This window comes from Thermomonospora umbrina (assembly GCF_003386555.1).
Lineage (GTDB): Bacteria > Actinomycetota > Actinomycetes > Streptosporangiales > Streptosporangiaceae > Thermomonospora > Thermomonospora umbrina.
The window spans coordinates 622,605-647,450 of the sequence record NZ_QTTT01000001.1; the positions used below are offsets into that span (position 1 = coordinate 622,605).

A 24,846-nucleotide genomic window follows, 5' to 3' on the forward strand; every position below is an offset into this window, starting at 1 on the left:
GTTCCTCTGAATGCTTACACTGTGACATATGACGTCCAATCGTCACAAGCAGACCGATGACGACGCGGTGCTCGACGCCGCCCGCGACTGCGTGCTCGCGGTCGGAGTGCGCCGGACCACGCTCACCGACATCGCCCGCCGCGCCGGCGTCTCCCGGATGACGCTGTACCGCCGCTGGCCCGACGTGCGCACGATCGTCGGCGACCTGATGACCCGCGAGTGGACCGCGCTGGCCGTCGAGGCGTCCGAGACCGCCGGCCCCCCGGAGGCCGGTCCGGTCCGGGAACGGCTGGTCCACCACCTCGCGGAGGGCGTGCGGACGTTCCGCGCCCACCCGCTGCTGCGCAAGATCGTGGACGTCGACCCGGAGCTGCTGCTGCCGTACGTGCTGGACCGCCGGGGCGCCAGCCAGCGGGCCTTCCTGGCGACCCTGGAATCCGCGCTGCGGGCCGGGCACGCCGACGGCTCGGTCCGCCCCGGGGACCCCGTGCGGCAGGCGCGCGCGCTGCTGCTGATCGCCCAGTCGTTCGCGCTGTCCGTCCCGACGATGGCCGACGACGACCACCCCGCCGAGGCGTTCGACGCCGAGCTGCGGGAGATCCTGGAGAGGACGCTGAGGCCGTGAACTCCTCGCTGAACGCCGCCCGCCGCGCCCGCGAGCTGGCCGCGCTCCCCGACGAGACCGTCGACCTGCTGGTCGTGGGGCTGGGCGCCACCGGGGCCGGAGTGGCGCTGGACGCCGCCTCCCGCGGCCTGTCCGTGGCCGCGATCGACGCGCACGACCTGGCCTTCGGCACCTCGCGCTGGAGTTCCAAGCTGATTCACGGCGGCCTGCGCTACCTCGCGTCCGGTCAGGTCGACGTGGCCCGGGAGAGCGCCGTCGAACGGGGCGCGCTCATGGAACGGGTCGCCCCGCACCTGGTCCGGGCCGCTCCGTTCGTGCTGCCGCTGACGCCGACGGTGTCGCGTTCGCAGGCGGCGCTGGCCCGCACCGGGTTCGCGGCGGGCGACGCGCTGCGGCTGGCGGCGCGCACGCCCCGCGCCCTCCTGCCCGGCCCCCGGCGGCTGTCGGCGGCCGAGACCCGGCTGCTGGCCCCCGGCCTGCGCGGGGGCGGCCTGCGCGGCGGGCTGCTGTCGTGGGACGGGCGGCTCACCGACGACGCGCGCCTGGTGACGGCGCTGGCCCGTACCGCCGCCGCGCACGGAGCCCGGATCCTCACCCGCGTGAGGGCGCTCTACGTGGGCGGGGACGGGGCCCTGGTCCGCGACGAGCTGACCGGCGAGGAGCTGAGGGTCCGCGCCCGCGCCGTCGTCAACGCCGCCGGGGTGTGGGCGGGCGGGCTCGTCGAGGGCGTTCGGCTGCGTCCCTCGCGCGGCACCCACCTGGTGGTCCGCTCGCGGTCCCTGGGCGACCCGGCGGCGGGCCTGCACGTGCCCGTCCCCGGGGAGCCCAACCGCTTCGTCCTGGTGATCCCACAGGAGGACGGCCGGACCTATGTCGGGCTGACCGACGAGCCCGTCGACGGGCCCGTTCCCGACGTCCCGGTGCCCTCCGAGGGCGAGATCGGGTTCCTGCTGGACGTGCTCGGCACCGTGCTGGACGTCCCGCTGCGCCGCGACGACGTGATCGGCGCGTTCGCCGGGCTGCGCCCGCTGCTGGACGACGGGCACGGCCGCACCGCCGACATCTCCCGCCGGCACGCCGTGCTGACCGGCCGGGACGGGGTGGTCACGGTCGTCGGCGGCAAGCTCACCACCTACCGGCGGATGGCGCAGGACGCCGTCGACGCGGTGATCGCCGCCCGCGGTCTGACCGCCGGGCCCTGCCGCACCGCCCGACTGCCGCTGGTCGGCGCGGCCCCCAGGGCCCGCCTGGAGGCCCTGGACGCTCCCGCACGGCTGGTGCGCCGGTACGGCACCGAGGCCCCCCGGGTCGCGGCGCTCGCCCGCGAGGAGCCCGCGCTGGCCGGGACGGTCGCGCCGGGCCTGCCGGTGACGGGCGCGGAGCTGGCCTGGGCGGTACGGCACGAGGGGGCGCTGGACGCCGCCGACCTGTTGGACCGCCGGACCCGGATCGGGCTGGTCCCCGCCGACCGGGAGGCGGCCCTGCCGGTGGCCGAGGGCCTGACCCCGGTGAAACGGGACCCGACCGGGGTATGACGCCCGGCACACCTGCTTGACCGCCGGCGACGTGCTTAGGTTAGGGTTACCTAATTCTCGGCGACGGTAGTGATCGGCAGGGGGGCCAGTGTCGCGAGCGAGCCACTGTGACCATTGCCCGAGCGGGCATGACGGCACGGGGTCCTGCATGGCCACGGCGACCACCAAGGCCCGCTCCTGGCTGCTGATCGAGCATCCCGGCCCCTGGCCCGAGCGGATCGAGCAGCTCGTCGAGCCCGCGCCGGTGGCCGAGGCGATCGCGCGGGCGACGCGCGCGGGGGTGCGCCCCCAGTTGATCCGGCGGCCGGGCCGACGGCGCGGCACCCCGCCCCTGCAGGTGTACGTCGGGTCCTCACTCGGGGGGCCGGTGTGGCTGGAGGGGCGAAAGTTGGCCGATCCCGCCGAGCTGGCGGAGCTCGACGACGCCGCGCTGGCCGCCGTCGCGTCCGGGCGACGCCCCGGTTTCGGCGACCTGTTGGCCGACGGCGCGGCCCCCTACACGGAGCCGTTGCTGCTGGTCTGCGCGCACGGACGGCGCAACGTCTGCTGCGCCCGGCTGGGGGTCCCGCTCGCGCGGGAGCTGGCCGCACGTTTCGACGGCGCCGTCTGGGAAACGTCGCACGTCGGCGGAGACCGCTACGCGGCGAACCTGATATGTCTTCCTCACGGGCTCTACTACGGCAGCCTCGGCACCGCCGAGGCGGTGTCCGCCGTGGAGGCGTACCTGCGGGGCGAGGTCACCCTGGAACGGCTGCGAGGCCGGGCCGGGATGCCCGAGCCGGCGCAGGCGGCCGAGCACTTCGCCCGGTCCCTCACGGGGGTGTTGGGCGTGGACTCGGTTTCGGTGGAATCCCTCACCGGGACGTCGCCGTACGAAGCGGTCATCGATGTCGCGGGGACCCGTTACCGGGCTCTCGTGGAGGACGCCGAAGCGCTACACGAGTGCGGTCCCGGGTGTCAGGAGAACATGGGATCCTACCTTGTTAGCGGGATCACCCTTCTCAACCCGGCAGCGCTCGTGTAATCTCCTGGAGGCCCCATTTCGCGGGGCCTCGGCGCCGCACGGCTCCAGGACTCCCTGTCGAACGGGATCCGGGGAACAGAGCGGCGCATCCAGACGTTGGACCTTTCGGCGCTTCCACAAAAGCCTGTAGAGCGTCCATGTCCGAAACTTGCTCAGCAACCAACAAGGTGGGTGTTCCATGGCTCAGGTACGTCGGCAGGCAAACCTCCCTCGTCCCAGCTGGGGCTGGCAGGACGCCGCGGCGTGCCGGGGGGAGGACCTCGTGCTCTTCTTCGGTCCCGACGGCGAGCGTCAGCCCGAGCGCGAGATCCGCGAGCGTAAGGCGAAGCAGATCTGCATGGGCTGCCCGGTGCGCTCGGAGTGCCTCGACTACGCCGTCTCCCGGCCCGAGAAGTACGGCACGTGGGGCGGTCTGAACGAGGACGAGCGCGCATCGGAGCGGCGTCGTCGCATGCGTCGCGCCAACGCCGCCTGAGCGGCGTTCAGGGCGCCTTCACCGCCGCGGTGAGGCAACGCGATTCAGCGCCCGCATCCGCACCTCCGGTGCGCCACCCATAACGTCACGGCCCCGCTAGCCGGGGCCGTTTTCGTTGCCCGCGCACGACCACTCCTAAAGGCGCCCTTTCCCGGGCCTCGACAGGAGAAAGGATCATTGCGGCAAATGCGCGCGGAACCATTCCGCGCTCAGCCGGCCGACCTCTTCCAACGCCCCGGGCTCCTCGAAGAGATGCCCGGCGCGCGGCACCACGGTCAGCTCGTGCCCGGCGTCCGCGTCCATCGCCGCCAGCGCCCGTTCGTTGAGGGCCAGCACCTCCGGGTCGTGGCCGCCCACGATCAGCAGACTGGGCGCCCGTACCTCGGGCAGCGCGGGCCCCGCCAGGTCGGGCCGTCCGCCCCGCGACACCACGGCGGTCACCTCGTCGGGCCGTCGGGCGGCCGCCACCAACGCGGCGGCGGCCCCGGTGCTGGCGCCGAACAGGCCGATCCCGCGCGCCGCGCCGGTCGCCCCCAGCCAGGCCACCACCTGGACCAGCCGCCCCGCCAACAACGGGATGTCGAACCGCAGCCGGGCCGTCCGCGCGTCCATCTCCTCCTCCTCGGGCGTGAGGAGATCGAACAGCAACGTCCCGAAGCCCCGTTCGTTCAGCAGGTCCGCCACCCGCCGGTTGCGCGGGCTGCGCCGACTGCTGCCGCTGCCGTGCGCGAACACCACGACGGCCTCCCCGCCGGCGGCCTCCACCAGGTCGCCCTGGAGCAGGACATCGCCCGCGGGCACGTCGAGGGCGCTCATGAGCCCGTCCCCCCTCCCAGCGCCGCCGTCACGTCGGCGTCGGTGAGCTGATCGAACTCCCGGTACCACTGCCCCACCGCCCGGAACCCGGCGGGTGTCGCGCACACCACGACGTCATCGGCCTCCGCGCGCAACGCCTCGACGGTCTCGACGGCCCCCACCGGCACCGCCAGCAACAGCTCGCGGGGCCCACGGGCCCGGACCGCCCGCAGCGCCGCCCGCGCCGTGCCGCCCGTGGCCAGTCCGTCGTCGACGACGACCACCGTGCGCCCCGCCGGCTCGGGCAGCGGCCGCTCCCCGCGGTACACGCGCATGCGGCGGGCCAGCTCGGCACGTTCCAAGGCCACGGTCTCGGCCAGGTCCTCCTCGGACAGCGCCAGCCGGTCGAGCAGCCCCCGGTCGAACACCGGCTCGCCCCCCTCGGCGATGGCCCCCACACCCAACTCCGGCTGGTACGGGTAACCGATCTTGCGGGTCACCAACACGTCCATCGGCGCCGGCCGATCCGCTCCCCCGAGCCTGCGCGCCACCTCCACCGCCACCGGCACCCCACCGCGCGGCAGCGCCAACACCAGCGGCTCGTCGAGCCCCCGGGGGACCAACATCTCGGCGAGCACCCGACCCGCCTCCGACCGGTCGATGAACGGAAGACGCACATGCACCGTTCCGGCACGCCCTCCGGCCTCTCCATGGACCATGGCGATCACCTCCAAGGCCGTCCGGCCGTCCTCCCTTCCGCCCTACCCCACCCACGTCCCCCCATCCGTCTCCCCAACCCGACGCAGCCGCACCGAAACCCGGGCACGCCGGGCCCCCTCGACGCCAGGCCCCGCACGTCCTCCACCGGAACCTGGGCCACGCCGGCACCGCGCGCCCACCCACCAACTCCGGCACCCCGCGCGCCCCATCGCCGGAACGCGGGTGGCGGCACCGCGCGCCCACCCACCAACTCCGGCACCCCGCGCGCCCCATCGCCGGAACCTGGTCGGCGGCACACCACGCCGCCCATCAACTCCGGTGCCCCGCGCGCCCCCATCGCCGGAGCCCGGGCGGCGGCACAGCGCGCCGGCCCACGCGCCCCTTCGTCGGGGCCCTGGCGGCCGTACACCAGGCCCCACCGTCGACCCCGGGCCCGCAGAACCTCACCGGGAGCCGGGGCGGCGGTGGGGCCTTTGGGGTCCGCCGCCGCCCCGGGGTCCGTCAGGGGCGGTTGCGGCCCGTGCGGCGCATCTCCTTGTGGATGACCTTCCACTTGCGGGTCTGTTCGGCCCGCAGCCTGGCGTCGCCGCGGCCGGCCATCCAGGCCGCCTCCCGGCGCAGCTTGTGCCAACTGACCAGGCGGCGTTCGGGCAGGTCGCCGGACTCCACGGCGGCCAGTACCGCGCAGCCGGGCTCGGCGTCGTGCGCGCAGTCGGCGAACCGGCAGTCGGCCGCCAGCTCCTCGATGTCGGCGAACGTCTGGGCCAGGCCCTCGGCGGCGTCGTCGGTGAGCCCGATCCGTCGCAGTCCCGGGGTGTCGATGACCAGCCCGCCGCCGTCGAGCACGTGCAGCTCGCGGTGCGTGGTGGTGTGCCGGCCCCGGCCGTCGGCGGCGCGGACCTGTTGCGTGTCCATCACCGGGGCGCCGGCGAGGGCGTTGACCAGGGTGGACTTCCCCGCGCCCGACGGGCCGAGCAGCACGGCCGTGCGCCCCGCCGGGAGGCGTACGGGCTCCAGCCCGGTGCCCTCCAGCGAGGAGACGGGATGCACGTCGGCGCCGGGCGCGGCGGCGGTGACGGCGTCGAGCAGCTCGGGCAGCGCGGTGGCGAGATCGGCCTTGGTGATGAGGACGACCGGCTGCGCGCCGCTCTCCCAGGCCAGCGCGAGCAACCGTTCGATCCGCCCCAGATCGCACTCCGGGGCGGCGGGCTCGGCGATGTAGACGACGTCGACGTTGGCGGCCAGCACGTGGCCCGACGAGTCGCCCGACAGGCCGGAACGGGATCCGCGGCCCACGCCGCCGCGGACGATGGCGGTGCGGCGCGGCAGGACGGCGTCCAGCCGCGGGTCCGTGCCGGGGGCCCCGAGTCGGACGGCGACCCAGTCCCCCACGCAGGGGACCTCGTCGCCGTACTCGACGCGCAGCTCCCCCTGCTCGGTCAGGACCGTGCAGGCGCTCTTGTCGACGCGGGCGACCCGGCCCGCGAGACGGCCGGAGTCGGAGTGAGCGGTGAAATCGGCGGCGCGACCGCCGTCCCAGCCGAGGCCGGGCAAGGTGAAACCGGAGGCCAATGCAGGCACCCTTCGAACACGGGCGCCCGTCGTGCGGTCAGGCGGACGCCCTGGAGGAAAGAACGATCAGGTGAGCACGCATGGCAACGACAGCCATCGGCGGCTCACCTCCTCCGTCTCAGAGCGCCACGGACCTCGCGGCTCCGCCCACAATACACCTCGGGGCCCGGACGGCCCATCACCCCGTCGTTCGTTCGGCCGCGCGGGCGATGTTGCGCGCCATCCCGCCGAAGATCAGTGCGTGCATCGGCGCGATCCCCCACCAGTACGCCTGACCGAGCAGCCCGTGCGGATGGAACACGGCACGCTGCCGGTACACGAGCCCGCCGTCGGGGCCCCGGGCGACGACCAGCTCCAGCCAGGCCGCCCCCGGAAGGCGCATCTCCGCGCGCAGCCGCAGCAGCCGCCCCGGCTCGATCTCCTCGACGCGCCAGAAGTCGAGGGTGTCGCCCACCCGCAGGCGGTGCGCGTCGCGCCTGCCCCGGCGCAGCCCGACTCCCCCGGCCAGCCGGTCCAGCCCACCGCGCAGGCCCCACGCGAGGGCGAAGGAGTACCAGCCGTGCTCGCCGCCGATGCCCTCGATGATCTTCCACAGCGCCTCGGGCGGGGCGTTCACCGGCGCCTCCCGCCGGTCGACGTACAGGCTGCCGCCCGCCCAGCCGGGGTCGGTGGGCAGCGGATCGCTGGGCGCCCCGGGCACCGACACGGACGACCAGCGGGTGGCGACGGCGGCGTCCCGCACGCGCCGCAGCGCCAGCCGAACGGCCTCGTCGAACGGGACCAGACCGCCCGGAGGGTCGGGCACGTACCGGGCGATGTCGTGTTCGCGGCAGGTCACCTCGTGCCGGAGCGACTCGGCCAAGGGCCGTGCGATCATCGCCGGCACGGGGGTCACCAGGCCGATCCACAGGCTCGACAGGCGCGGGGTCAGCATCGGGACCGGCAGGATGAGCCGACGGGGCAGCCCCGCCACGGCCGCGTACCGCACCATCATCTCGCGGTAGGTCAGGACCTCCGGGCCGCCGATGTCGAAGACGCGGTGCACGTCGGCGGCCAGGTCCGCGCAGCCCGCGAGATACCGCAGCACGTCCCGGACGGCCACGGGCTGCGCGGCGGTGCGCACCCAACTCGGCGTGACCATCAGCGGCAGGCGCTCGGTGAGATAGCGGAGCATCTCGAACGACGCCGACCCCGATCCGATCACCACGGCGGCCCGCAGCACCGCCGTCGGGACCCCCGACTCCAGCAGGATGCGGCCCACCTCGGCCCGGGACCGCAGATGCGGCGACAACTCGTGTTCGGGCACGTGGGCCGGGAGCAGGCCGCCGAGATGGACGAGCCGCCGGACGCCCGCCGCCGCGGCCTCCTCGGCGAAGATCTGGGCGGCCCGGCGGTCGATCTCCTCGAAGTCCCCGCCGGAGCCGAGGGCGTGGACCAGGTGGTACGCGACGTCGACGTCCCGCATCGCCGCCCGTACGGAGTCGGCGTCGGTCACGTCGCCGCGCACGACCTCCACGGAGCCCGCCCAAGGGTGGTCGCGGAGCTTGGCCGGTGTCCGGGCGAGACACCGCACCCGGTGCCCGGCGTCCAGCAGCACCGGAACGAGCCGGCCGCCGATGTAGCCGGTGGCACCGGTGACCAGGCAGCGGGGCCCGCCCTCGTCCGTTCCGGCCATCGCGCCCCCCACCGTGGTCCTACCGCCGGGTCGTTCCCCGGAGTCGGCGGGCGATGCGCGGAGGGCGGGTCAGGACGCGGCGCCGGCGAGCCAGCGCAGCGGGTTGTCGTGCAGCAGGACGCGCAGGGTGTCGTCGTCGACCCCGGCGCCGCGCAGCCCGGGCAGGAACACGTCGAACAGGTAGCCGTAGCCGCTGCCGCCGTACCGGTTGACCTGGGTCATCCGGGAGACGCCGCTACTGAGCAGCAGCCGGTCGCCGTGCCCGGCCTCCAGCAGCTCCAGCACCAGACGCACCGAGGTGCCCAGGGCGGCGGGGTCGGCGCCGGCGCGGACCAGCGAGCCGAACGAGACGTAGGCGCCGGTCTCGGCGATCTTGCGATGCGCGCCCGGGTCGTCCACCAGGTCCTGGTGACCGACCGCGACCCGGTCGGCGGGCAGCCCGGCGGAGGTGAGGATCTCCAGCAGCGCCAGCCCGGCGCGGCCGTAGGTGGCGACCGCCAGCCCCGACTCCAGCCCGGCCCGCGCCGCGGCCCGCAGGCAGCGCTCCTCGGCCTCGGTGGGCACCGCCCCCCAGGAGCCGATCTCGCCGATCACGCCGGGCAGCGAGCTGGTGCCGTCCATGCCGAAGCCGATCTCGGCCATGATCCGCTCGGTGAGCCGGTCCTCGTCGGCCTCGGCCACGAACTGCGGGTGGAACGGCTCGGTGAAGTAGCCGGTGCCGGCCACCACCGCGACCCGCGCGCCCGCGCTGATGCGCGAGAGCATCGCGGCGTTGCGGCCCATGCCCTGGCAGGTGAGGTCGACGACGAGGGAGAGGTCGCGGCCCGTGCGCAGCGCGCCCAGCTCGGCGGTGACCGCCTGCTCCTCGTCCAGCCAGCGGCGGGGGTCGGAGGGGACGGCGACCAGCCGGCGGTCGGGCCAGCGGAGATCGAGTTGCAGGTGCTCGTGGGCGAGCACGTTCCCGGTGATGGCGGACACCGGGAGGCTTCCGGTCACGGTGCGCAGCAGACCGGTCTCACGAGGGGTCATGTAAGACGAGGTTACGACATATTTGCCCTAATCAGGATGGATAGCGGAGCAGAATTTACCCTTCCGTCCCCGGTCGCCCGGAGGCGAGCGCGGCACGGGCGCGGGCGGTGTCGACGCTCGGCCACATCCGGTCGATCTCGGCGTTCAGCGCCGCCCCGATGAGCACCGCCAGAGCCGCCACGTACAGCCAGGCGAGGATGGCGATGGGCGCGCCCAGCGAGCCGTACACCGACACGCCGGACAGCGAGCCCGCCAGGTAGACGCGCAGGACGACGCTGCCCAGGATCCAGATCGCCAGCGCCAGCACCGCGCCCGGCACCGCCCGCCACCAGGCCGTCCGCACCGGCACGCTGACGTGGTAGAGCGTCGCCAGGAACAGGATGGACAGCGTCACCAGGACCGGCCAGTAGAGCAGCCGGACGATCTCGGCGCCCTCCGGCAGCGCCTCGCGGACCATCGCGGGCCCGGCCACCAGCATCGGGATCACGATGATCAACACCGTCAGCCCGATCAGGTAGAGCAGGAACGCCCGCAGCCGGGTCCGGATCACCCCGCGCACCCCCGACAGGCCGTAGGCGATCGTGATGGTGTCCACGTACACGTTGGCCGCCCGCGACCCCGCCCACAGCGACAGCAGGAAGCTCAACGAGATCAGGTCCACCCGGCCGCCCCGGATCACCTCGTCGATCAGCGGGACGACCACGCTGTCCACCGCGGGCTCGGCCAGGAAGGTGTGGGACTGCCGGATCAGCCAGGCCCGGACCTCGGTGACGGTCTCCCCCGCGAGCGCGCCCCGCAGGTGCCCCATGGTGCCGATCAGCCCGATCACCAGCGGCGGCATCGACAGCAGCGCGAAGAAGGCCGCCTCGGCCGCCAGCCCGGTGACCCGATAGCGGAACGCGCCCACGGCGGTCCCCTTGACCAGTCGCCAGAGGATTCGGCGCGCCGAGGAGGCCCGTGAGGCCGATTCTTCGGTGGCCGGGGCGTTCACGACGTCACCCGTACCCGAGGCGGTGGTCACGTTCACCCACGGTAGAGCGTCGGGGTCGTCCCGTGTGGTGGGACCGCCGACCGGCATGTCCGACGGTTCCGACCCAGTGTGACCGGATTCACATCCACGGTCCGCCGCCCCGTCGCAGGACGGCGTCCGCGCCTCGCCGATGACGCCCATGTCCACTCTGACGCTCGGGAACGCCCGCAGGACCGCCCTGAAGGGAGGGTTTCGTCCGAGATCGTCGGCGTCCGTCCGTTCCGAGCATCGGCCGGGTCGGGTGACAATGAGACCGTGATCTGCCACGCCTGTCGGGACCGCCGCCACGGGGACTGCCGTGGCGGCTCGTGGTGCCCGTGCCAGCACGAGGCGCGCCCCGCGACCCCGGAGCAGGAACGGGCGGGCGATCACGGCACGGAGCCCACCACGGGCGGCGACACCGGCACCGAGCCGCCGGTCAACTGGGTACGGCAGGGATGATCGACTTCCTCATCGACGCACGTCCACATGCCGGACGCAACTGGACAGCACCTGAGACGGCATGTCAGAGTCTCGGTATGAGTGCCGCGAACCCAATGCTCGTCATGCGCCGGCATGTCGACTTCCTCCGGGTACGCAGCGCCATCTGTCTGTGACGCCCCGACCACGCACGTGAGTCATCCGCGCGTGGTGCTCCGGCGTCACCCTTAACCTTCACCGCTCACCGTCGAGCCGGCCGTTAAGCCCTGCCGGTGCGCCCGCGCGTCACTCTTCCCCATCTAGGAACAGGACGCGGACCGTGCCACCCAGCGTGAAGCGCAAGCGAGGCGAGGGCCAGTGGGCCCTCGGCTACCACGAGCCCCTCAACAAGAACGAAGAGAACAAGAAGAACGACGACGGCCTGAACGTCCGGCAGCGGATCATCGACGTCTACTCCAAGGCCGGCTTCGACTCGATCGACCCCGCCGACCTGCGGGGCCGGTTCCGCTGGTTCGGGCTGTACACCCAGCGCAGGCCGGGGATCGACGGCGGCAAGACGGGCTCGCTGCCCGACGAGGAGCTCGACGACCGCTACTTCATGCTGCGGGTGCGCATCGACGGCGGGCAGTTGAGCCCCGCCCAGCTCCGCACCATCGCCGACATCGCCAACCGGTACGCCCGGGGCACCGCCGACGTCACCGACCGGCAGAACATCCAGTACCACTGGATCGCGATCGAGGACGTCCCCGCCATCTGGGAGGCGCTGGAGTCCGTCGGGCTGTCGACCATGGAGGCCTGCGGCGACACCCCCCGCGTGATCATCGGCTGCCCGCTGGCCGGGATCGCCGAGGACGAGGTGATCGACGGCACCCCGCAGATCCACGACGTGCACGACCGCTACATCGGCACCAAGGAGTTCTCCAACCTGCCGCGCAAGTTCAAGTCGGCGATCTCCGGCTGCACGGCGCACTGCACCGTTCACGAGATCAACGACGTGGCCTTCGTCGGCACGGTGAACGCCGAGGGCGTGGCCGGCTACCAGGCGTTCGTCGGCGGCGGGCTGTCCACCAACCCGATGTTCGCCAAGAGCCTGGGCGTGTTCGTCAAGCCCGAGCAGGTCCACGAGGTCTGGAAGGCGATCATCTCGGTCTTCCGCGACTACGGGTACCGGCGGCTGCGGCACCGCGCCCGGATCAAGTTCCTGGTCAACGACTGGGGCGCGGAGCGGTTCCGCGAGGTGGTGGAGAAGGAGTACCTCGGGTACGCGCTGCCGGACGGCCCCGAGCCCGCCGCGCCGCTCCCCCGCCGCGACCACGTGGGGATCCACCCTCAGAAGGACGGCAACTTCTACGTGGGCTTCGCCCCGAGGGTCGGCCGCGTCAACGGCGACCTGCTGAACGTGATCGCCGACCTGGCCGAGGAGTACGGCTCCGGCCGCGTGCGGACCACCGCCGAGCAGAAGATGGTGATCCTGGACGTCCCCGAGGAGCGGACGCGGGCCCTCGCCGACGCGCTGGCCGAGCACGACCTCCAGGTGAACCCGTCGACGTTCCGGCGGCAGACGATGGCGTGCACCGGCATCGAGTTCTGCAAGCTCGCCATCGTCGAGACCAAGCAGCGCGGCATGGACCTGATCGAGGAGCTGGAGAAGCGGCTGCCCGACTTCGACCAGCCCCTGTCGATCAACATCAACGGCTGCCCGAACGCCTGCGCCCGCATCCAGGTCGCCGACATCGGCCTCAAGGGCCAGTTGGTCGTGGACGACAACGGCGCCCAGGTGGAGGGCTTCCAGATCCACCTCGGCGGTCGGCTCGGCACGACCTTCGGCAAGAAGGTCCGCGGCCTCAAGACCACCGCCGACGGGCTGGCCGACTACGTCGAGCGGGTCGTGCGGACCTACGACGAGCAGCGCGGCGACGGCGAGAGCTTCGCGGAGTGGGTCCAGCGGGCCTCCGACGCGGAGCTCCAGTGAGACACATGAGACACCTGAGGCGGAAATGAGCGAACGCGCCGCGCCGTTCTACTGCCCGTACTGCGGCGATGAGGATCTGGAGCCCCTCGAGGGCGACGGGAGCTGGTACTGCCGTGCCTGCGTCCGCGCCTTCCGACTGAAGTTCCTCGGAGTGGGGGCCCCCGGCACCGCCGGGCCCTCCCACGACCGCGGCGTGCAGTGATCTCGGGATTGGAGCCCGCATGTCCCCCACCACCGTTCTGGAGACCCCGACCGACAGACCGACCCTGGATCTGCGCGACGTCGCCGAGTCCGCGGCGGAGGCCCTGAAGGACGCCTCCGCGCTGGAGGTCATCCGCTGGGCCTCGGCCACCTTCGGCGACCGCATCTGCCTGACCTCCTCGATGTCGGACGCGGCGTTGATCCATCTGGTGTCCAAGGTGAAGCCCGGGATCGACGTGCTCTTCGTGGACACCGGCTACCACTTCGCGGAGACCATCGGCACGCGCGACGCCGTCGAGGCCGTGTACCCGGTGAACGTCATCAACGTGATGCCGACCCGCACTGTGGAGGAGCAGGAGGCCGCGCTCGGCCCCCGGCTGAACGGGCGCAACCCGGACCTGTGCTGCTTCCTGCGCAAGGTGGAGCCGCTCGGACGGGCGCTGGAGGGCTACATGGCCTGGTTCAGCGGCATCCGCCGCGAGGAGACCTCCAGCCGCCGCGACCGCAAGGTCATCGAGTGGGACGGCAAGCGCGGCATGGTCAAGGTCAACCCCATTCTCAACTGGACGCAGCAGGAGATGGACGACTACATCTCCGACAACGGGATCCTGGTGAACCCGCTGCACTACGACGACTACCCGTCCATCGGCTGCGAGCCCTGCACCCGGCGGGTGGCGCCGGGCGAGGACCCGCGCAGCGGCCGGTGGGCCGGGCTGGGCAAGTCCGAATGCGGCATCCACCTGTGACGCCGGCGCGGGCCGCGGTCCCGTTGGTCGCGGTGGCCCACGGTAGCCGCGACCCGCGGGCGGCGGCGACCGTGGGGGCGCTGCTGGACGAGGCGGGGGCGCGGCGGCCGGGGCTGCCGGTGCTGACCTCGTTCCTCGACCACGCCGCGCCCTCCCCCGGCGCGGTGCTGCAGGGGCTGCCCGCCGAGTCCGCGGTGGTGCTGCCGCTGCTGCTGACGGCGGCCTACCACAGCAAGATCGACATTCCGGCGGTGCTGGCGGGGGCGCGGACCCGGCGGCCCCGGCTGGACCTGCGCACCGCCGGGACGCTGGGGCCGCATCCGCTGCTGGTCGCCGCGCTGGAGCGGCGGCTGGCGGAGGCGGGTGTGACCCCGGGCGACCCGGGGACGGCCGTCGTGCTGGTGTCGGCGGGTTCCAGCGACGCCGCCGCCAACGCCACCATCGGGGCCCTGGCCCGACGGTGGCGGACCGCCGGCTGGTGGGACGTGGTGCCCGCGTTCGCCTCGGCCGCCCGACCGGCGCCGGGCGACGCGGTGGCGGCCCTGCTGGACGCGGGCGCGCCCCGGGTGGCGGTCGCCTCGTACTTCCTGTCGCCCGGTCATTTCGCCGACAAGGTACGGCGGGAGGCGCTGGCGGCGGGGGCCTCGGCGGTGTCCGACGTGCTCGGCGCCGCCCCCGAGGTGGCCGAAGTGGTCCTGCACCGCTACGACGAGGCGCTGGCCGGCGCACGCGAGGCCGCCGCGGTCTGAATCCGAATGGCTCCCGGCGACGGGGGTACGCGCACCGTATGAGCGAACGCGACGATGTCGGTCACGCCCCTGCGGAGCCCCACGACCGCCGGTTCGCTCCGGTGAACCGCGGATCCGACGCGCGCGGCGGCACCGTCCCGGAGGTGGAGCGGGAGAAGGAGGCGGAGGGCGTGTCGGGCACCGGCGTCCCCGGTGTGGACGGCGCGCCGGACTCCCTGCCGCCCACCGAGGAGGGTGTCCGCGAGGCGGAGCGCGGCGACGACAGCAGGTGATCCCCTGACGGTCAGCGGAAAGTGGCTTGACCGGCGAGGGTCGGTCACCCAGGGTGGACCCCGTGGAGGATCTCGTACGCCTGACGCAGGCGACCGGTGACGACGACCCGCTCAAAGCGCTCACCGCGGTCGCCGAGCTGCGCCGTCGGGCCGAGCGCCTCGAGGCCGTCCAGGTCCGGCGTGCGCGCGCCCAGGGCACGCCCTGGATCCGGATCGCCGAGTCCCTCGGGGTCTCCAAACAGGCGGTGCACAAGAAGTACGGCGGCCGCCGCAAGGAGGCGTGACCCCGTTCAGCGCGGCGGTCCCCCGGACCGACGAAGACGAGACCGATCATGTCGGCCGGTGACACCGTAGGGTCGACCGCGCGACGCAGCCCCGTGGCGAAGTCGGAGTGGACGGCGCCCTTGGAGAACCCGGCCGCCTCGGCGATCTTCTCCAGCGCGGTCGCGTGGTGAGCGTCGCGCAGGACCAGCCGCCGGGCCGTGGCGATCAGTCCGCGCCTGGCTCTCCGCCGGGGTCAGCCGCGCCATGTCGGCACTCCAACCTCCGACGGTATCTCGATCCCCGAGACGTTCACGCACGTCAGAGCTATGATCATCAGGCTATTGACACTGGTTACAACTGGCGAATACCGTCGGTATCCCGACGGCCGAAGGGGTCCCGTGGCACAACCGCCCATGGCCCGGCCCGACCACGACGTGATCGTCGTCGGCGCCGGGCCCGCCCGGCCCTGCGCGGGCGGCGGGGCCGGGGACCGTGACCTCGCGAAGCCGGACGCCGTCGCCGGACCTCGGGCGGGACGCCGCGAAGGCCGCGAACGAGCCCGGCGGCCAACGACCGGTGGCGGGCCCACCTTCGGCCTGGACGATCAGGTGTTCACCACGAAAGGAAACCGATGTCCCTCAACAAGAAGGCCGGTCTGCTCCTCGCCGGCACCGGGGCGCTGCACTTCGCCGCGCCCCGGCTGTTCGAGCCGATCTCGCGGGTGGCGTTCCCCGAGGACACCCGGCGCTGGATCTACACCAACGGAGCGACCGAGCTGGCCCTCGGCCTGGCCGTGGCCGGTGCGCGCACCCGTCGCGCGGGCCTGGCCGGAGTGGCCGCGTACACCGCGTGGCTGGGCGCACGCGCCGTCCGCCGTCGCGGGGCGGCCTGACCCTCCGGAGGCCCGGCGGCCCGCCGTCGTTCCGGCGGCGGCCGCCCTCCTCGGCGGGGGTCAGTGTCGGGACTTGCGGTCCTCCCACCACGAGGTGAACGCGCGGCGCGCGCGACCGTCGTGCTCGTCGTCGACGATCTTGATGTCGCCCATCACCGCCTGGGCGCGGACGTGGACCACCGGGACGACGCAGCCGGGCTCGGGACGGCGGGTGCGGACGCGGCGGTCGCCCATCACCCCGTAGCCGCTCATCCGGACCTCCACCCCGTCCGGCACGATGATCTTGACGTCGCCCATCACCGCGGTGGCGACGATGGTCACCTCGCCGCGCGGCACCTGGGCGTCCCGCAGGTCCAGCACCAGGTCGCCCATCACCGACAGGACGTTGAGCTCCTCCTCGATCCGGCCGATGACGCGTTCCCTGGCGTCCCCCATGACGGCGGAGAAGCGTCGGGTCTCCAGCCGCGGCGCGGGATCGGCGCCCGGGGCCCCCACGCCCGGCAGGTCCGAGGTCACCCGCTCCAGCTCCCCGCGCGTGGCGGCGCAGTACGCCGCCTGACAGCGCTCGGTCAGCTCGGCGAACGTCAGCCGCCCCTCCACGGAGGCGATCCGCAGCAACTCCACGACGGCCTCGCGCTCGGCGTCCGAGGCGCGCACCGATCCGGCGGGGCCGGCGGGCATGGCGGGGCCGTGGGGCCGCGGCGGCGGCTTCGGCGGACCCGGCTGCGGGGCGGAGTGACTCATGTCTCTCAAGCTACGGCCCCGAGGGCCCCGCCCCCTCCGACCCGCGGACGAGATCACCCTCTCCCTTCAGGAGGACCCGGTACGGACCACCGCCCGAATCTCGTTCTGTATGGTGAGGGCGAGCAGCGCACCGGCCCAGGAGCAGCCCCCATGACGCACGACGTGTTCAACCAGGTCCCCCCGCTGGAAGGCCACGACCTCGCCGACGACCCGGCGCTGCTGGACGGCCTGGCCCGGGAGGGCGCCGCGTGGGCGGCGACCGAGGTCCACGAGCTGGGACGGCTCGCGGGCACCTGGCAGGCCCAGGAGTGGGGCCGGCTGGCCAACGAGCACCCGCCGGTGCTCCACACGCACGACCGCTACGGCCACCGCGTCGACGAGGTGGAGTTCCACCCCGCCTGGCACGAGCTGATGACCGTGGCCGTCACCCGCGGCCTGCACGGCGCCCCCTGGGCGGACCCCCGGGAGGGCGCGCACGTGGCGCGGGCCGCCAAGTTCTACGCATGGCGGGTCGACGCGGGCCACGGCTGCCCGATCTCCATGACGTACGCGGCCGTCCCCGCGCTCCGCCGCGAGCCCGAGCTGGCCGCCCGGTACGAGCCCCTCCTCACCGAACGAGCCTACGACACCGGGCTGCGGCCGCCGCTGAGCAAGTCGGCGCTGCTGGCGGGCATGTCGATGACCGAGAAGCAGGGCGGGTCCGACGTCCGCGCCAACACCACCACCGCCACACCCCAGACCGACGGCTCGTACCGGCTCGTCGGGCACAAGTGGTTCACCAGCGCGCCGATGTGCGACGTCTTCCTCACCCTGGCGAAGGCGCCCGGCGGGCTCACCTGTTTCCTGGTCCCGCGCGTCCTGCCGGACGGGAGGCTCAACCCGCTGCGGCTGATGCGGCTCAAGGACAAGCTCGGCAACCGTTCCAACGCCTCCTCCGAGATCGAGTACGACCAGGCGCTGGCCTGGCGCGTCGGCGAGGAGGGCCGCGGGGTCCGCACCATCATCGAGATGGTCAACCTCACCCGGTTGGACTGCCTCATCGGCGCCGCCGCCGGAATGCGGCAGGGCGTCATCACCGCCGCCCACCACGCCGCCCACCGCAAGGCGTTCGGGGCCTACCTCGCCGACCGACCGCTGATGCGCAACGTCCTCGCCGACCTGGCCGTCGAGTCCGAGGCCGCCACCGTCCTCATGATGCGCCTGGCGGGCGCCACCGACCGCTCGGTACGGGGCGACGCCTCCGAGACCGCCTTCAAGCGCCTCGGCCTGGCCGTCGGCAAGTACTGGGTCACCAAGCGCTGGCCCGCCCACGCCGCCGAGTCCCTGGAGTGCCTGGGCGGCAACGGCTACGTGGAGGAGTCCGGCATGCCCCGCCTCTTCCGCGAGTCCCCCCTCAACTCCATCTGGGAGGGCTCCGGCAACGTCGCCGCTCTGGATCTCCTACGGGCCATGGCCAAGGAGCCCGAGACCGTCGAGGCGTTCTTCAACGAGACCGACCTCGCCGCCGGGGCCGACACGCACCTCGACGAGGCCGTCCGCCGGCTCAAGGACTCGCTCACCGACCCCACCGACATCGAGTCCCGAGCCCGCCGCATCGCCGAGCGCATGGCCCTCGTCCTCCAGGCATCTCTGCTGGTCAGATACGGCCACCCGGCCGTCGCCGACGCCTTCTGCAGCTCCCGCCTCGGCGGGGACTGGGGCCACGCCTACGGCACCCTCGCCCCCGGACTCGACCTGTCCGCCATCATCGAACGCGCAACCCCGAAGCTCGCCTGAAGCACCGGCTCCACGACCGACAGGGCGGCCGAGAACCGGCCGTGTCGGCCTCGACCGGACCCGCTCGCTCGAAGATCATCGGCTGACGTACCGGCTAGTAAGTTGCCGAAATCGCCAACCTGTGCCCTCCTCTGGTGGGTGCTGGCGGCCGGTGCCGTAGCCACTCAGCGTGAGGATCAGAAGTGACGGCGGCGGGACCCGAACGTGCCGTAGAGGCGCGCCACATCTCTCCCCACGGGACTGCCAGCCGTGCCGAAACCACGCCGCCGCACGCGGCATGGGAAACCGGCCGCCCCCGGGCCGGAAACACAAGGAGGCCACCGTGGCCGGACAGCGACTCCGGGGCGGCGTAGGCCGACCGCGGTCACGAGCCCGCACGCCGGTACGCCGCCCGCTACCGGAAGATCCGCATCGCACTGGAGATCGCCAAGTCCACCGGATGGGCGATCTTCTTCACCACCTGGACCCTCACCCAGACCGACCAGCTCGGGCGGATCGGCGGGGACGTGCTGCGCTACATCTTCTGAACCAGATTCCCTATCCTCTTCACCTGATGTCGTTCTTACCGACTGCTAACGGACACGTGAAAGTGCTGGTGGGCGGCCTGTCGGGTGCAGGTGGTGGCCATGGAGTTGTGCTGGTGTGGCGGACGAGCGGGTGTCGGCCGGTGGCCGTGTAGGTGCTGATACGCGGTCAGGTGGTGTTGGTGGGCGGCCAGGGAAGGGGTCGGTGGCCGATCGGCCCGTTGCCGGTCGAGTGGGGGGTTGACGCGGGGCGGGTCGCCTCGCGCGCCGCCTTGGCCGTCGACGGCCTCCGCGACGCCTCGTGGGCGGTGCTCTGTCCTGGACGCAACGTGCCGCCGCCGGGGACGATGGGCGTGATGCGGGACCGAAGGGAGTGGCCATGGACGGGCTTGAGCCGTTTCGGGTCGAGGTGGCGATGGATGTTGCCCGGGACGTGGTGTGGCGGGCGCTGACGGAGCCCGAGCGGATCCGCCAGTGGTTCGGGTGGGAGCACGAAGGGCTGGACGCGGAGATCGGGTACATCTTCGTCGAGCACGCCGAGCGCCACGGGCCGGACCGGATCGAGCTGGAGCCCGGACAACGCATCGAACTGGCCGCCTCGGGCGCTTCGACGATCGTGCGGATCGTGACGACCGAGGCCGAGCCCGCGCCGGGCGACGACGGCTACAACGAGATCGGTGAAGGTTGGCGCTGCTTCTTGGAGCAGCTCCGGTTCTTTCTGGAAAGGCATCCCGCCGGAACCCGCCGAACCCTCAGGCGCTCGGGCACCGCGACGGCCGAGGAGGTCTTGGCCGCCGCCGACGCCGAGGAGATCTGGGTGGACGGGCGCTACCAGCGGCAGGCGATCGACCGCGCGGGCAGGCTGATCGGCGTCTTCGGCTCCCAACCGCTCGCCGAGACCCCGGTGCCGCTGGCCGTCCAGATCACCGCCTTCGGCGAGGAACCGCCCATCGACCCCGGCCTTCCCGAAGGGTTCGGGTGAGAGCCGTCCGGAGTCGGCCGGGCGGGGAGGGGCCGGGCCCGGGGCGCGTGGCGGTGCAGGCCACGGTTCAAGGTGACGGCAAGACCTCGAGGGCCGCACCGACATCACCGACGCAGATCCCCCGGCAGCCCCCTCCGCCGCCGGCCCATCAACGCTCGCGAAGCCGAATTCCTGAAGTTCGGCGCCTACTGACATCTACGAAAGGTTCGCCTACTCTAGGGCCGCCTCCGAGAAGGATCGCCGGAGCGTTCGGACAGCGCTTTCCACTCTCGATTCCTCCGCTTCCTCACCGAAACATCGGGCCAACGCCTCAACCATGAGGCCTTTCAAATCTGCCGCACCGAGCTTTGAAATATCTCCATTTACGGAAGCGAGAAGGACAATCAATTCTCGAACCACATCCGAGTACTCATCAGAGTTTCCCGGATATACCACGTCCATTGGATCCGCAACTTCCAGACTTCTTCCAAGAAGAGGATAAGTCACCGGAAAACGTCGCTTCAGGCTATCTTGCATCGCGTGCACGGCGGACCGGATCTCGCCGACCTCCGCGCGGAACCGCGCTACCCGCTCCTCATTCCGGGCGAGGACCGCGATTGGCGGGCGACCCGGTGCCGGTGACGGTCACTCCGGGCCCGGCGACCACCGAGCATGTGCACTGGCTGGCACACCCACAACGGCTCACGGGTGCTCTCCCTCGGGGAGTGCGCCCGGCCCCTGGCCAGCGGCTACCAGCCAATGTAGCCCGCCAGTCGACGATCAGCGTTCCCACTGGGCCGACCTCTCCGGGCGACTATTGTGGGCCGCGCAACGTCACAGGGTGAGTAGCGATATGAGCGACGGCTCAGGGCTGGTCGTACGGCGCAGGTGCGTCCACTGCGGTATACCCCTGGCGGCTCACACCGTCGTTGTCGATGGCTTCGCCGTCACCACCTTCACCCACACCAGCGACGAGTTCGGCGGCCCCCAAACGCACATTCCCGAGCCCATCATCGAGCGGCGGGGATGGCCACCCGCCCGGGCTCGACACCTCAGTCAACGGCCGGCCCGTTGGCGTTGACCTCTTGAACGACGTTGCCGAGGACGTGGTTGCCGCCGCGCTCGTTGGTGATCAACAGTGCCGCGGGGCCGTTCCTAGCGACGGAGTCGAAGACAGCCTGATGACGGCGTACAGCGCCCCCGACAAGAACGCCGTCCGCTGGGACAAGACCTGGTACTACGTGCACTCCGGGCAGATCCTCAGCAAGACCTGGACCCTCAGCTACCCCTGCTACGACTTCGTCGGCCTGCTGGAGAGCGGGGGCAAGGTCTACAAGACCCCCCGGGCCAACAGATGCTGACCCCGTCCCACGAGGTACGCGGCGACCATGCCCTAGGGCGCGGGTCATTCGGGGCGGCGTCGGTGGGTGGCCCAGGAGGCGATCTGGGCGCGGTTGTGAAAGCCGAGTTTGCCGAGGATGTTCTGGACATGGGTGTCCGCGGTACGCGGTGAGATGACCAGGCGGTCGGCGATGCTCCGGTTGGACAGGCCCTTGGCGACCAGTTCGGCGACCTCCCACTCGCGCCGGGTGAGGTCTCCGGGCGGGGTGCCGGGGGTGGGGGTGTCGTCCTCGGCGAGGGCGAGCCGGACTCGCCGGCGGTCGGAGAGGGCACGGCCGGCGGCGAAGAACTCGGCGAAGCGGACGGCGCCCAGGGCGTGGCGGGTGCTGTGCTTGTGCCGGTTGTGCGGCAGCGCCACGGCGATCTCCGGTGAGGCTCCGGCGGCCTCCCACGCCGTGGCGGCGGCGCCGAAGAGCGTGGCGGCCCGTTCGTGCTCGCCCTGCCCGTCCGCCACCCAGGCCAGCGCCTCCAGGTGGTACGCGTCGCGGAAGCCGCTGGAGAAGGTGCGGCCCACGACGAAGCCGTCCCGGGCGGCCTCCGCGGCGAGGGCGATGTCCCCGAAGTCGACCTCGACGAACACGATCCCGAACAGGGCCATGGCCCGGTAGAACGACTCGCCGCGCTCTTGGCTGAGCGTCAGCATCCGGCGCAGCGAGGCCCGCGCCGCCTCGATGTCCCCCTGGTAGGCGATGCAGGTTCCATGGATGAACAGCGGGTGCAGCTCGCGGCGGACGTCGCCGAGCGCACGGAAGCCCTCGGCGGCGGCTTCGGCGAGCTCCACCGCGCGAGGGCTGATGCGGATCATCTCCGCGAGGCCGTGCACGTAGGTGCGGTGGGCCTTGGTGAGGTCGTCGTCGTTCACGGTGGCGAGTTCGTCGGCCTCTTTCAGGCGCTTCGTCGCCGTCGGGACGTCCGAGTGCAGCAAGGCGTGCAGGGCACAGGTCGACAGGGCGACCGGCCGGTCGGGGTGGTCCGCCGGCGTCGCGGCCAGCGCCCGGTCCAGCCATTGCCGCGCCTCCCCGGACGCCCCCCGCAGCGTCCAGTACTCGTTCAGCCGGGACGCGATCCGCAGCGCCGCGCCCGCCTCGCCCGGCTCGCTCAGGCTCCAGTCGAGCGCGGTGCGCAGGTTGGCGTGTTCGAGGCGTAGCCGGGCCGTCCAGTCGAGTTGGCGCTCGCTGCACCATTCGGCATCCGCGGTCGCCGTCAGGCGGTCGATCCAGTCCCGGTGCCGGCGGGCGACGGCGGTGTCCGTACCCAGCAGCTCCTGGCCGTGCTCGCGCAGGGCCTCCAGCATCCGGTAGCGGACGACCTCGCCGCGCTCTTCGCGCAGCAGAACGGATTTGTCCAGCAGCCCCTCGATCGTGTCGAGCACCATGTCCGCCGGGAGATCGGCATCCGCGCAGACCTGCTCGGCGGCGTCCATCTCGAACGACCCGGCGAACACCGAGGCGCGCGCCCACAGCAGTTGCTCGGCATCCGAGCACAGCTCGTAGCTCCAGTCGATCGTGGCGCGCAGCGTACGTTGCCGTTCGGGAGCGGTACGCGGCGCACCGGTCAGGATCGGCAGCCTGCGCGACAACCGGTCGGCGAGCTGCCGCGGCGACAGTGACCGCAGCCGTGCGGCGGCCAGCTCGATGGCCAGCGGCACACCGTCCAACTGCCGGCAGATCGCCGCCACCGCCGCCGCGTTGGCGGAGGTGACCTCGAAGGAGGGCACCACGGCCGCCGCCCGGTCGGCCAGCAGCCGCACGCTGTCGTATTGGACGAGTTCCAGGGGCGACTGTGCCGCGTCCTCGTCCGGTACGGCCAGCGGCGGCACCGGCAGGACGTGCTCCCCGGGCAGGCCCAGCGATTGCCTGCTGGTCGCCAGAACGGCCACCTGCGGGCACTCGGCCAGCACCGCGGCGACGAAGTGGGTGCACGCCTCCACCAGATGCTCGCAGTTGTCGAGGACCAGCAGGAGTGCACGGTCGCGCAGGAGATCGAGCACCACCTGGACGATCGGCCGGCCGGACCGGTCCGACAGCCCGAGCCTTTCGGCGACGAGGTTCGGCAGCAGGTCCCCGTCGCGCAGCTCGGCGAGCTCGACGAACACCGCCCCACCGGCGAATCGCGCGGCGGCCTCGGGCATCGTCGCGACGGCCAGCCGCGTCTTGCCGACCCCACCCGTCCCGGTCAGCGTCACCAGCCGCACGTCGTTCAGTGCCGCCCGGATCTGGGCGGCTTCGCGGCGGCGGCCGACATGGCTGGTCAGCGGCGGCATGGGAGCGGCGGGCGGTGGCGCCCGGGTCGCGGCCGACGGCTCGGGCGGTGGCGTGCAGCAGGGGCAGCGAGCCGATCTCCAGCACCCGACAGCCCCGGCATCAACGGTCCTTTCCAAACCTGGTTCGACAATATCGAACTCCCATGGTGCCCGATCCCCGCCCGTCTGCCGGGCCGAGGCCGGTACCCGCTGGTCATGGGCCTCGATCATCCACGAGATACGCAGCGACTACGTAGTTCAGCGGATGGTGCGGGGCCCTTCGAAAGGTGAATGTTACCGACATCACTCCCCTCCCACCCCAGATCGATGGAGGCCACGATGTCGAACGCCGTTTCGCACCGCTGATGTTCACCTTCACCAGCGTCGACGGTCTCGACGTGCACGTCCACCACTGGCCCGCTCATGGCGAGGCGCGCGGTGTCGTCCAGATCGTCCACGGAATGGGGGAGCACGCGGGCCGCTACGCCGCGTTCGCCGAAGCCCTCACCACCTACGGCTACGCCGTCTACGCCAACGACCATCGTGGTCATGGCCGGACGATGAAGGGCGAGCCGGGCAGGCTGGGCCCCGACGGCTGGAACCTCCTGGTCGCCGATGTGGTCGCGCTCACCGAACTGCTGTGCTCCCGCCATCCCGGCCTGTCCATCGTCCTCTTCGGCCAGAGCATGGGGTCGTACGCGGTCCAGCAGTTCCTCCTCGACCACGGCGACCTCGTCGAAGGCGTGGTCCTGACGGGCACCACCGCGCTCGACGGACTGCTCAAGGCGATGGGCGCCGCCGGCAGGGAGGACTACTACAACGCGCCGTTCCAGCCCGTGCGGACCGGCTGCGACTGGCTCAGCCGGGACGACGCCGAGGTCGACGCGTTCATCGCCGACCCCCTGTGCGGCTTCGCCCTCGACGAGAACGGGCTGCGCGACATGTACGCCGCCGCACCCCGGCTGGCCGATCCGTCCACCGTCCCGGCCGGACTGCCGTTGTGCGTCGCGGTCGGGGACCGGGACCCGCTCAACGCCGGGCTGTCCCTTTCCGACCTGCTCGTCGAGCGGTACCGCGCGGCCGGGCTGACCGACATCACCTACCGCGCCTATGGCGGAGCCCGGCACGAGCTGCTGCACGAGACCAACCGGGACGAGGTCCAGGCCGACCTCGTCGCGTGGATCACCCGAGTGATCGGCTGA

At 72.6% G+C, this 24,846-nt stretch carries 24 protein-coding genes; 16 read left to right on the top strand and 8 right to left on the bottom strand.

Features of this window, described 5'->3' with window-relative positions; translation table 11 throughout:
• The first annotated feature begins 28 nt into the window (after nucleotides 1–28).
• The 4 genes from DFJ69_RS02730 to DFJ69_RS02745 all read left to right on the top strand — a co-directional run bounded on the left by DFJ69_RS02730 (nucleotide 29) and on the right by DFJ69_RS02745 (nucleotide 3,659).
• A complete protein-coding gene (locus DFJ69_RS02730; protein ID WP_116021016.1) occupies nucleotides 29–625 on the top strand; it encodes a TetR/AcrR family transcriptional regulator in 597 nt (198 codons plus the stop codon).
• Entirely contained in the window at nucleotides 622–2,160 is a 1,539-nt protein-coding gene (locus DFJ69_RS02735; protein WP_116021017.1) for a glycerol-3-phosphate dehydrogenase/oxidase, read from the top strand. The genes DFJ69_RS02730 and DFJ69_RS02735 overlap by 4 nt, the downstream gene beginning before the upstream one ends.
• A 148-nt stretch (nucleotides 2,161–2,308) precedes the next feature.
• Nucleotides 2,309–3,184 (top strand): ferredoxin family protein, encoded by an 876-nt coding sequence (locus tag DFJ69_RS02740; protein ID WP_245973957.1) that lies wholly within the window; start codon nucleotides 2,309–2,311, stop codon nucleotides 3,182–3,184.
• Nucleotides 3,185–3,362: 178 nt separating this feature from the next.
• A complete protein-coding gene (locus DFJ69_RS02745; protein ID WP_081640018.1) occupies nucleotides 3,363–3,659 on the top strand; it encodes a WhiB family transcriptional regulator in 297 nt (98 codons plus the stop codon).
• A 174-nt stretch (nucleotides 3,660–3,833) separates the two neighbouring features.
• Here DFJ69_RS02745 and DFJ69_RS02750 read toward each other — a convergent pair whose 3' ends face one another.
• From DFJ69_RS02750 to DFJ69_RS02775, 6 genes are all read right to left on the bottom strand, one after another.
• Nucleotides 3,834–4,475, bottom strand: a complete 642-nt coding sequence (locus tag DFJ69_RS02750) for a dienelactone hydrolase family protein (protein WP_116021019.1) — start codon at nucleotides 4,473–4,475, stop codon at nucleotides 3,834–3,836.
• Nucleotides 4,472–5,131, bottom strand: a complete 660-nt coding sequence (locus DFJ69_RS02755) for a phosphoribosyltransferase (RefSeq protein ID WP_245973958.1) — start codon at nucleotides 5,129–5,131, stop codon at nucleotides 4,472–4,474. Before DFJ69_RS02755 ends, DFJ69_RS02750 begins: the two co-directional genes overlap by 4 nt.
• A gap of 544 nt (nucleotides 5,132–5,675) precedes the next feature.
• Nucleotides 5,676–6,755, bottom strand: coding sequence for a ribosome small subunit-dependent GTPase A (gene rsgA, locus DFJ69_RS02760; protein ID WP_116021020.1), 1,080 nt, complete (start codon nucleotides 6,753–6,755; stop codon nucleotides 5,676–5,678).
• A gap of 169 nt (nucleotides 6,756–6,924) precedes the next feature.
• A complete protein-coding gene (locus DFJ69_RS02765; protein ID WP_116021021.1) occupies nucleotides 6,925–8,421 on the bottom strand; it encodes an SDR family oxidoreductase in 1,497 nt (498 codons plus the stop codon).
• Between the two features lie 69 nt (nucleotides 8,422–8,490).
• Nucleotides 8,491–9,450, bottom strand: a complete 960-nt coding sequence (locus DFJ69_RS02770) for a phosphotriesterase family protein (protein ID WP_116021022.1) — start codon at nucleotides 9,448–9,450, stop codon at nucleotides 8,491–8,493.
• A gap of 55 nt (nucleotides 9,451–9,505) precedes the next feature.
• A complete protein-coding gene (locus DFJ69_RS02775; RefSeq protein ID WP_245973959.1) occupies nucleotides 9,506–10,471 on the bottom strand; it encodes a YihY/virulence factor BrkB family protein in 966 nt (321 codons plus the stop codon).
• A gap of 264 nt (nucleotides 10,472–10,735) precedes the next feature.
• Between DFJ69_RS02775 and DFJ69_RS33650 the strand changes: the two genes are divergently transcribed.
• The 8 genes from DFJ69_RS33650 to DFJ69_RS02810 all read left to right on the top strand — a co-directional run bounded on the left by DFJ69_RS33650 (nucleotide 10,736) and on the right by DFJ69_RS02810 (nucleotide 15,996).
• Nucleotides 10,736–10,921, top strand: coding sequence for a hypothetical protein (locus DFJ69_RS33650; RefSeq protein WP_147312190.1), 186 nt, complete (start codon nucleotides 10,736–10,738; stop codon nucleotides 10,919–10,921).
• 298 nt (nucleotides 10,922–11,219) lie between these two features.
• Nucleotides 11,220–12,872, top strand: coding sequence for a nitrite/sulfite reductase (locus tag DFJ69_RS02780; protein WP_116021024.1), 1,653 nt, complete (start codon nucleotides 11,220–11,222; stop codon nucleotides 12,870–12,872).
• A 25-nt stretch (nucleotides 12,873–12,897) separates the two neighbouring features.
• Nucleotides 12,898–13,074, top strand: coding sequence for a hypothetical protein (locus DFJ69_RS34065; protein WP_170177522.1), 177 nt, complete (start codon nucleotides 12,898–12,900; stop codon nucleotides 13,072–13,074).
• Between the two features lie 19 nt (nucleotides 13,075–13,093).
• Nucleotides 13,094–13,819, top strand: a complete 726-nt coding sequence (locus DFJ69_RS02785; protein ID WP_116021025.1) for a phosphoadenylyl-sulfate reductase — start codon at nucleotides 13,094–13,096, stop codon at nucleotides 13,817–13,819.
• Nucleotides 13,801–14,568: a sirohydrochlorin chelatase gene (locus DFJ69_RS02790; RefSeq protein WP_116021026.1), complete on the top strand. Its 768-nt coding sequence runs from the start codon at nucleotides 13,801–13,803 to the stop codon at nucleotides 14,566–14,568. Before DFJ69_RS02785 ends, DFJ69_RS02790 begins: the two co-directional genes overlap by 19 nt.
• A gap of 38 nt (nucleotides 14,569–14,606) precedes the next feature.
• Nucleotides 14,607–14,840: a hypothetical protein gene (locus tag DFJ69_RS02795; RefSeq protein ID WP_116021027.1), complete on the top strand. Its 234-nt coding sequence runs from the start codon at nucleotides 14,607–14,609 to the stop codon at nucleotides 14,838–14,840.
• 62 nt (nucleotides 14,841–14,902) lie between these two features.
• Nucleotides 14,903–15,124, top strand: coding sequence for a hypothetical protein (locus DFJ69_RS02800; protein WP_116021028.1), 222 nt, complete (start codon nucleotides 14,903–14,905; stop codon nucleotides 15,122–15,124).
• Between the two features lie 611 nt (nucleotides 15,125–15,735).
• The gene (locus DFJ69_RS02810; RefSeq protein ID WP_116021029.1) at nucleotides 15,736–15,996 is read left to right on the top strand and encodes a hypothetical protein; all 261 of its coding nucleotides are present in this window, start codon (nucleotides 15,736–15,738) and stop codon (nucleotides 15,994–15,996) included.
• Nucleotides 15,997–16,056: 60 nt separating this feature from the next.
• Here DFJ69_RS02810 and DFJ69_RS02815 read toward each other — a convergent pair whose 3' ends face one another.
• On the bottom strand, nucleotides 16,057–16,740 hold the full coding sequence (locus DFJ69_RS02815; protein ID WP_245973960.1) for a DUF1707 SHOCT-like domain-containing protein: 684 nt from the start codon (nucleotides 16,738–16,740) through the stop codon (nucleotides 16,057–16,059).
• Nucleotides 16,741–16,890: 150 nt separating this feature from the next.
• On the opposite strand from DFJ69_RS02815, the gene DFJ69_RS02820 reads away from it, so the two are divergent.
• The 3 genes from DFJ69_RS02820 to DFJ69_RS02830 all read left to right on the top strand — a co-directional run bounded on the left by DFJ69_RS02820 (nucleotide 16,891) and on the right by DFJ69_RS02830 (nucleotide 21,362).
• Nucleotides 16,891–18,516 carry an acyl-CoA dehydrogenase family protein gene (locus DFJ69_RS02820; protein ID WP_116021030.1) on the top strand — a complete coding sequence of 542 codons (1,626 nt, stop codon included), beginning with the start codon at nucleotides 16,891–16,893 and terminating at the stop codon, nucleotides 18,514–18,516.
• A 903-nt stretch (nucleotides 18,517–19,419) separates the two neighbouring features.
• Nucleotides 19,420–20,022 (top strand): SRPBCC family protein, encoded by a 603-nt coding sequence (locus DFJ69_RS02825; RefSeq protein ID WP_116021031.1) that lies wholly within the window; start codon nucleotides 19,420–19,422, stop codon nucleotides 20,020–20,022.
• A gap of 1,160 nt (nucleotides 20,023–21,182) precedes the next feature.
• Nucleotides 21,183–21,362, top strand: coding sequence for a hypothetical protein (locus DFJ69_RS02830; protein WP_116021032.1), 180 nt, complete (start codon nucleotides 21,183–21,185; stop codon nucleotides 21,360–21,362).
• Between the two features lie 44 nt (nucleotides 21,363–21,406).
• Here DFJ69_RS02830 and DFJ69_RS02835 read toward each other — a convergent pair whose 3' ends face one another.
• Nucleotides 21,407–23,665: a LuxR C-terminal-related transcriptional regulator gene (locus DFJ69_RS02835; RefSeq protein WP_116021033.1), complete on the bottom strand. Its 2,259-nt coding sequence runs from the start codon at nucleotides 23,663–23,665 to the stop codon at nucleotides 21,407–21,409.
• Nucleotides 23,666–24,009: 344 nt separating this feature from the next.
• On the opposite strand from DFJ69_RS02835, the gene DFJ69_RS02840 reads away from it, so the two are divergent.
• Nucleotides 24,010–24,846, top strand: coding sequence for an alpha/beta fold hydrolase (locus DFJ69_RS02840; protein ID WP_116021034.1), 837 nt, complete (start codon nucleotides 24,010–24,012; stop codon nucleotides 24,844–24,846).

Excerpts from the sequence above, each read along its gene's own strand:
- DFJ69_RS02770 (WP_116021022.1), bottom strand. The coding sequence starts at position 9,450 with ATGACCCCTCGTGAGACCGGTCTGCTGCGCACCGTGACCGGAAGCCTC.
- DFJ69_RS02740 (WP_245973957.1), top strand. The coding sequence starts at position 2,309 with ATGGCCACGGCGACCACCAAGGCCCGCTCCTGGCTGCTGATCGAGCAT.
- DFJ69_RS34065 (WP_170177522.1), top strand. The coding sequence starts at position 12,898 with ATGAGCGAACGCGCCGCGCCGTTCTACTGCCCGTACTGCGGCGATGAG.
- DFJ69_RS02750 (WP_116021019.1), bottom strand. The coding sequence starts at position 4,475 with ATGAGCGCCCTCGACGTGCCCGCGGGCGATGTCCTGCTCCAGGGCGAC.
- DFJ69_RS02795 (WP_116021027.1), top strand. The coding sequence starts at position 14,607 with ATGAGCGAACGCGACGATGTCGGTCACGCCCCTGCGGAGCCCCACGAC.
- DFJ69_RS02810 (WP_116021029.1), top strand. The coding sequence starts at position 15,736 with ATGTCCCTCAACAAGAAGGCCGGTCTGCTCCTCGCCGGCACCGGGGCG.
- DFJ69_RS02765 (WP_116021021.1), bottom strand. The coding sequence starts at position 8,421 with ATGGCCGGAACGGACGAGGGCGGGCCCCGCTGCCTGGTCACCGGTGCC.
- DFJ69_RS02815 (WP_245973960.1), bottom strand. The coding sequence starts at position 16,740 with ATGAGTCACTCCGCCCCGCAGCCGGGTCCGCCGAAGCCGCCGCCGCGG.
- DFJ69_RS02820 (WP_116021030.1), top strand. The coding sequence starts at position 16,891 with ATGACGCACGACGTGTTCAACCAGGTCCCCCCGCTGGAAGGCCACGAC.
- DFJ69_RS02840 (WP_116021034.1), top strand. The coding sequence starts at position 24,010 with ATGTTCACCTTCACCAGCGTCGACGGTCTCGACGTGCACGTCCACCAC.
- DFJ69_RS02830 (WP_116021032.1), top strand. The coding sequence starts at position 21,183 with ATGACGGCGTACAGCGCCCCCGACAAGAACGCCGTCCGCTGGGACAAG.
- DFJ69_RS02825 (WP_116021031.1), top strand. The coding sequence starts at position 19,420 with ATGGACGGGCTTGAGCCGTTTCGGGTCGAGGTGGCGATGGATGTTGCC.
- DFJ69_RS02835 (WP_116021033.1), bottom strand. The coding sequence starts at position 23,665 with ATGCCGCCGCTGACCAGCCATGTCGGCCGCCGCCGCGAAGCCGCCCAG.
- DFJ69_RS02730 (WP_116021016.1), top strand. The coding sequence starts at position 29 with ATGACGTCCAATCGTCACAAGCAGACCGATGACGACGCGGTGCTCGAC.
- DFJ69_RS02790 (WP_116021026.1), top strand. The coding sequence starts at position 13,801 with ATGCGGCATCCACCTGTGACGCCGGCGCGGGCCGCGGTCCCGTTGGTC.
- DFJ69_RS02785 (WP_116021025.1), top strand. The coding sequence starts at position 13,094 with ATGTCCCCCACCACCGTTCTGGAGACCCCGACCGACAGACCGACCCTG.
- DFJ69_RS02745 (WP_081640018.1), top strand. The coding sequence starts at position 3,363 with ATGGCTCAGGTACGTCGGCAGGCAAACCTCCCTCGTCCCAGCTGGGGC.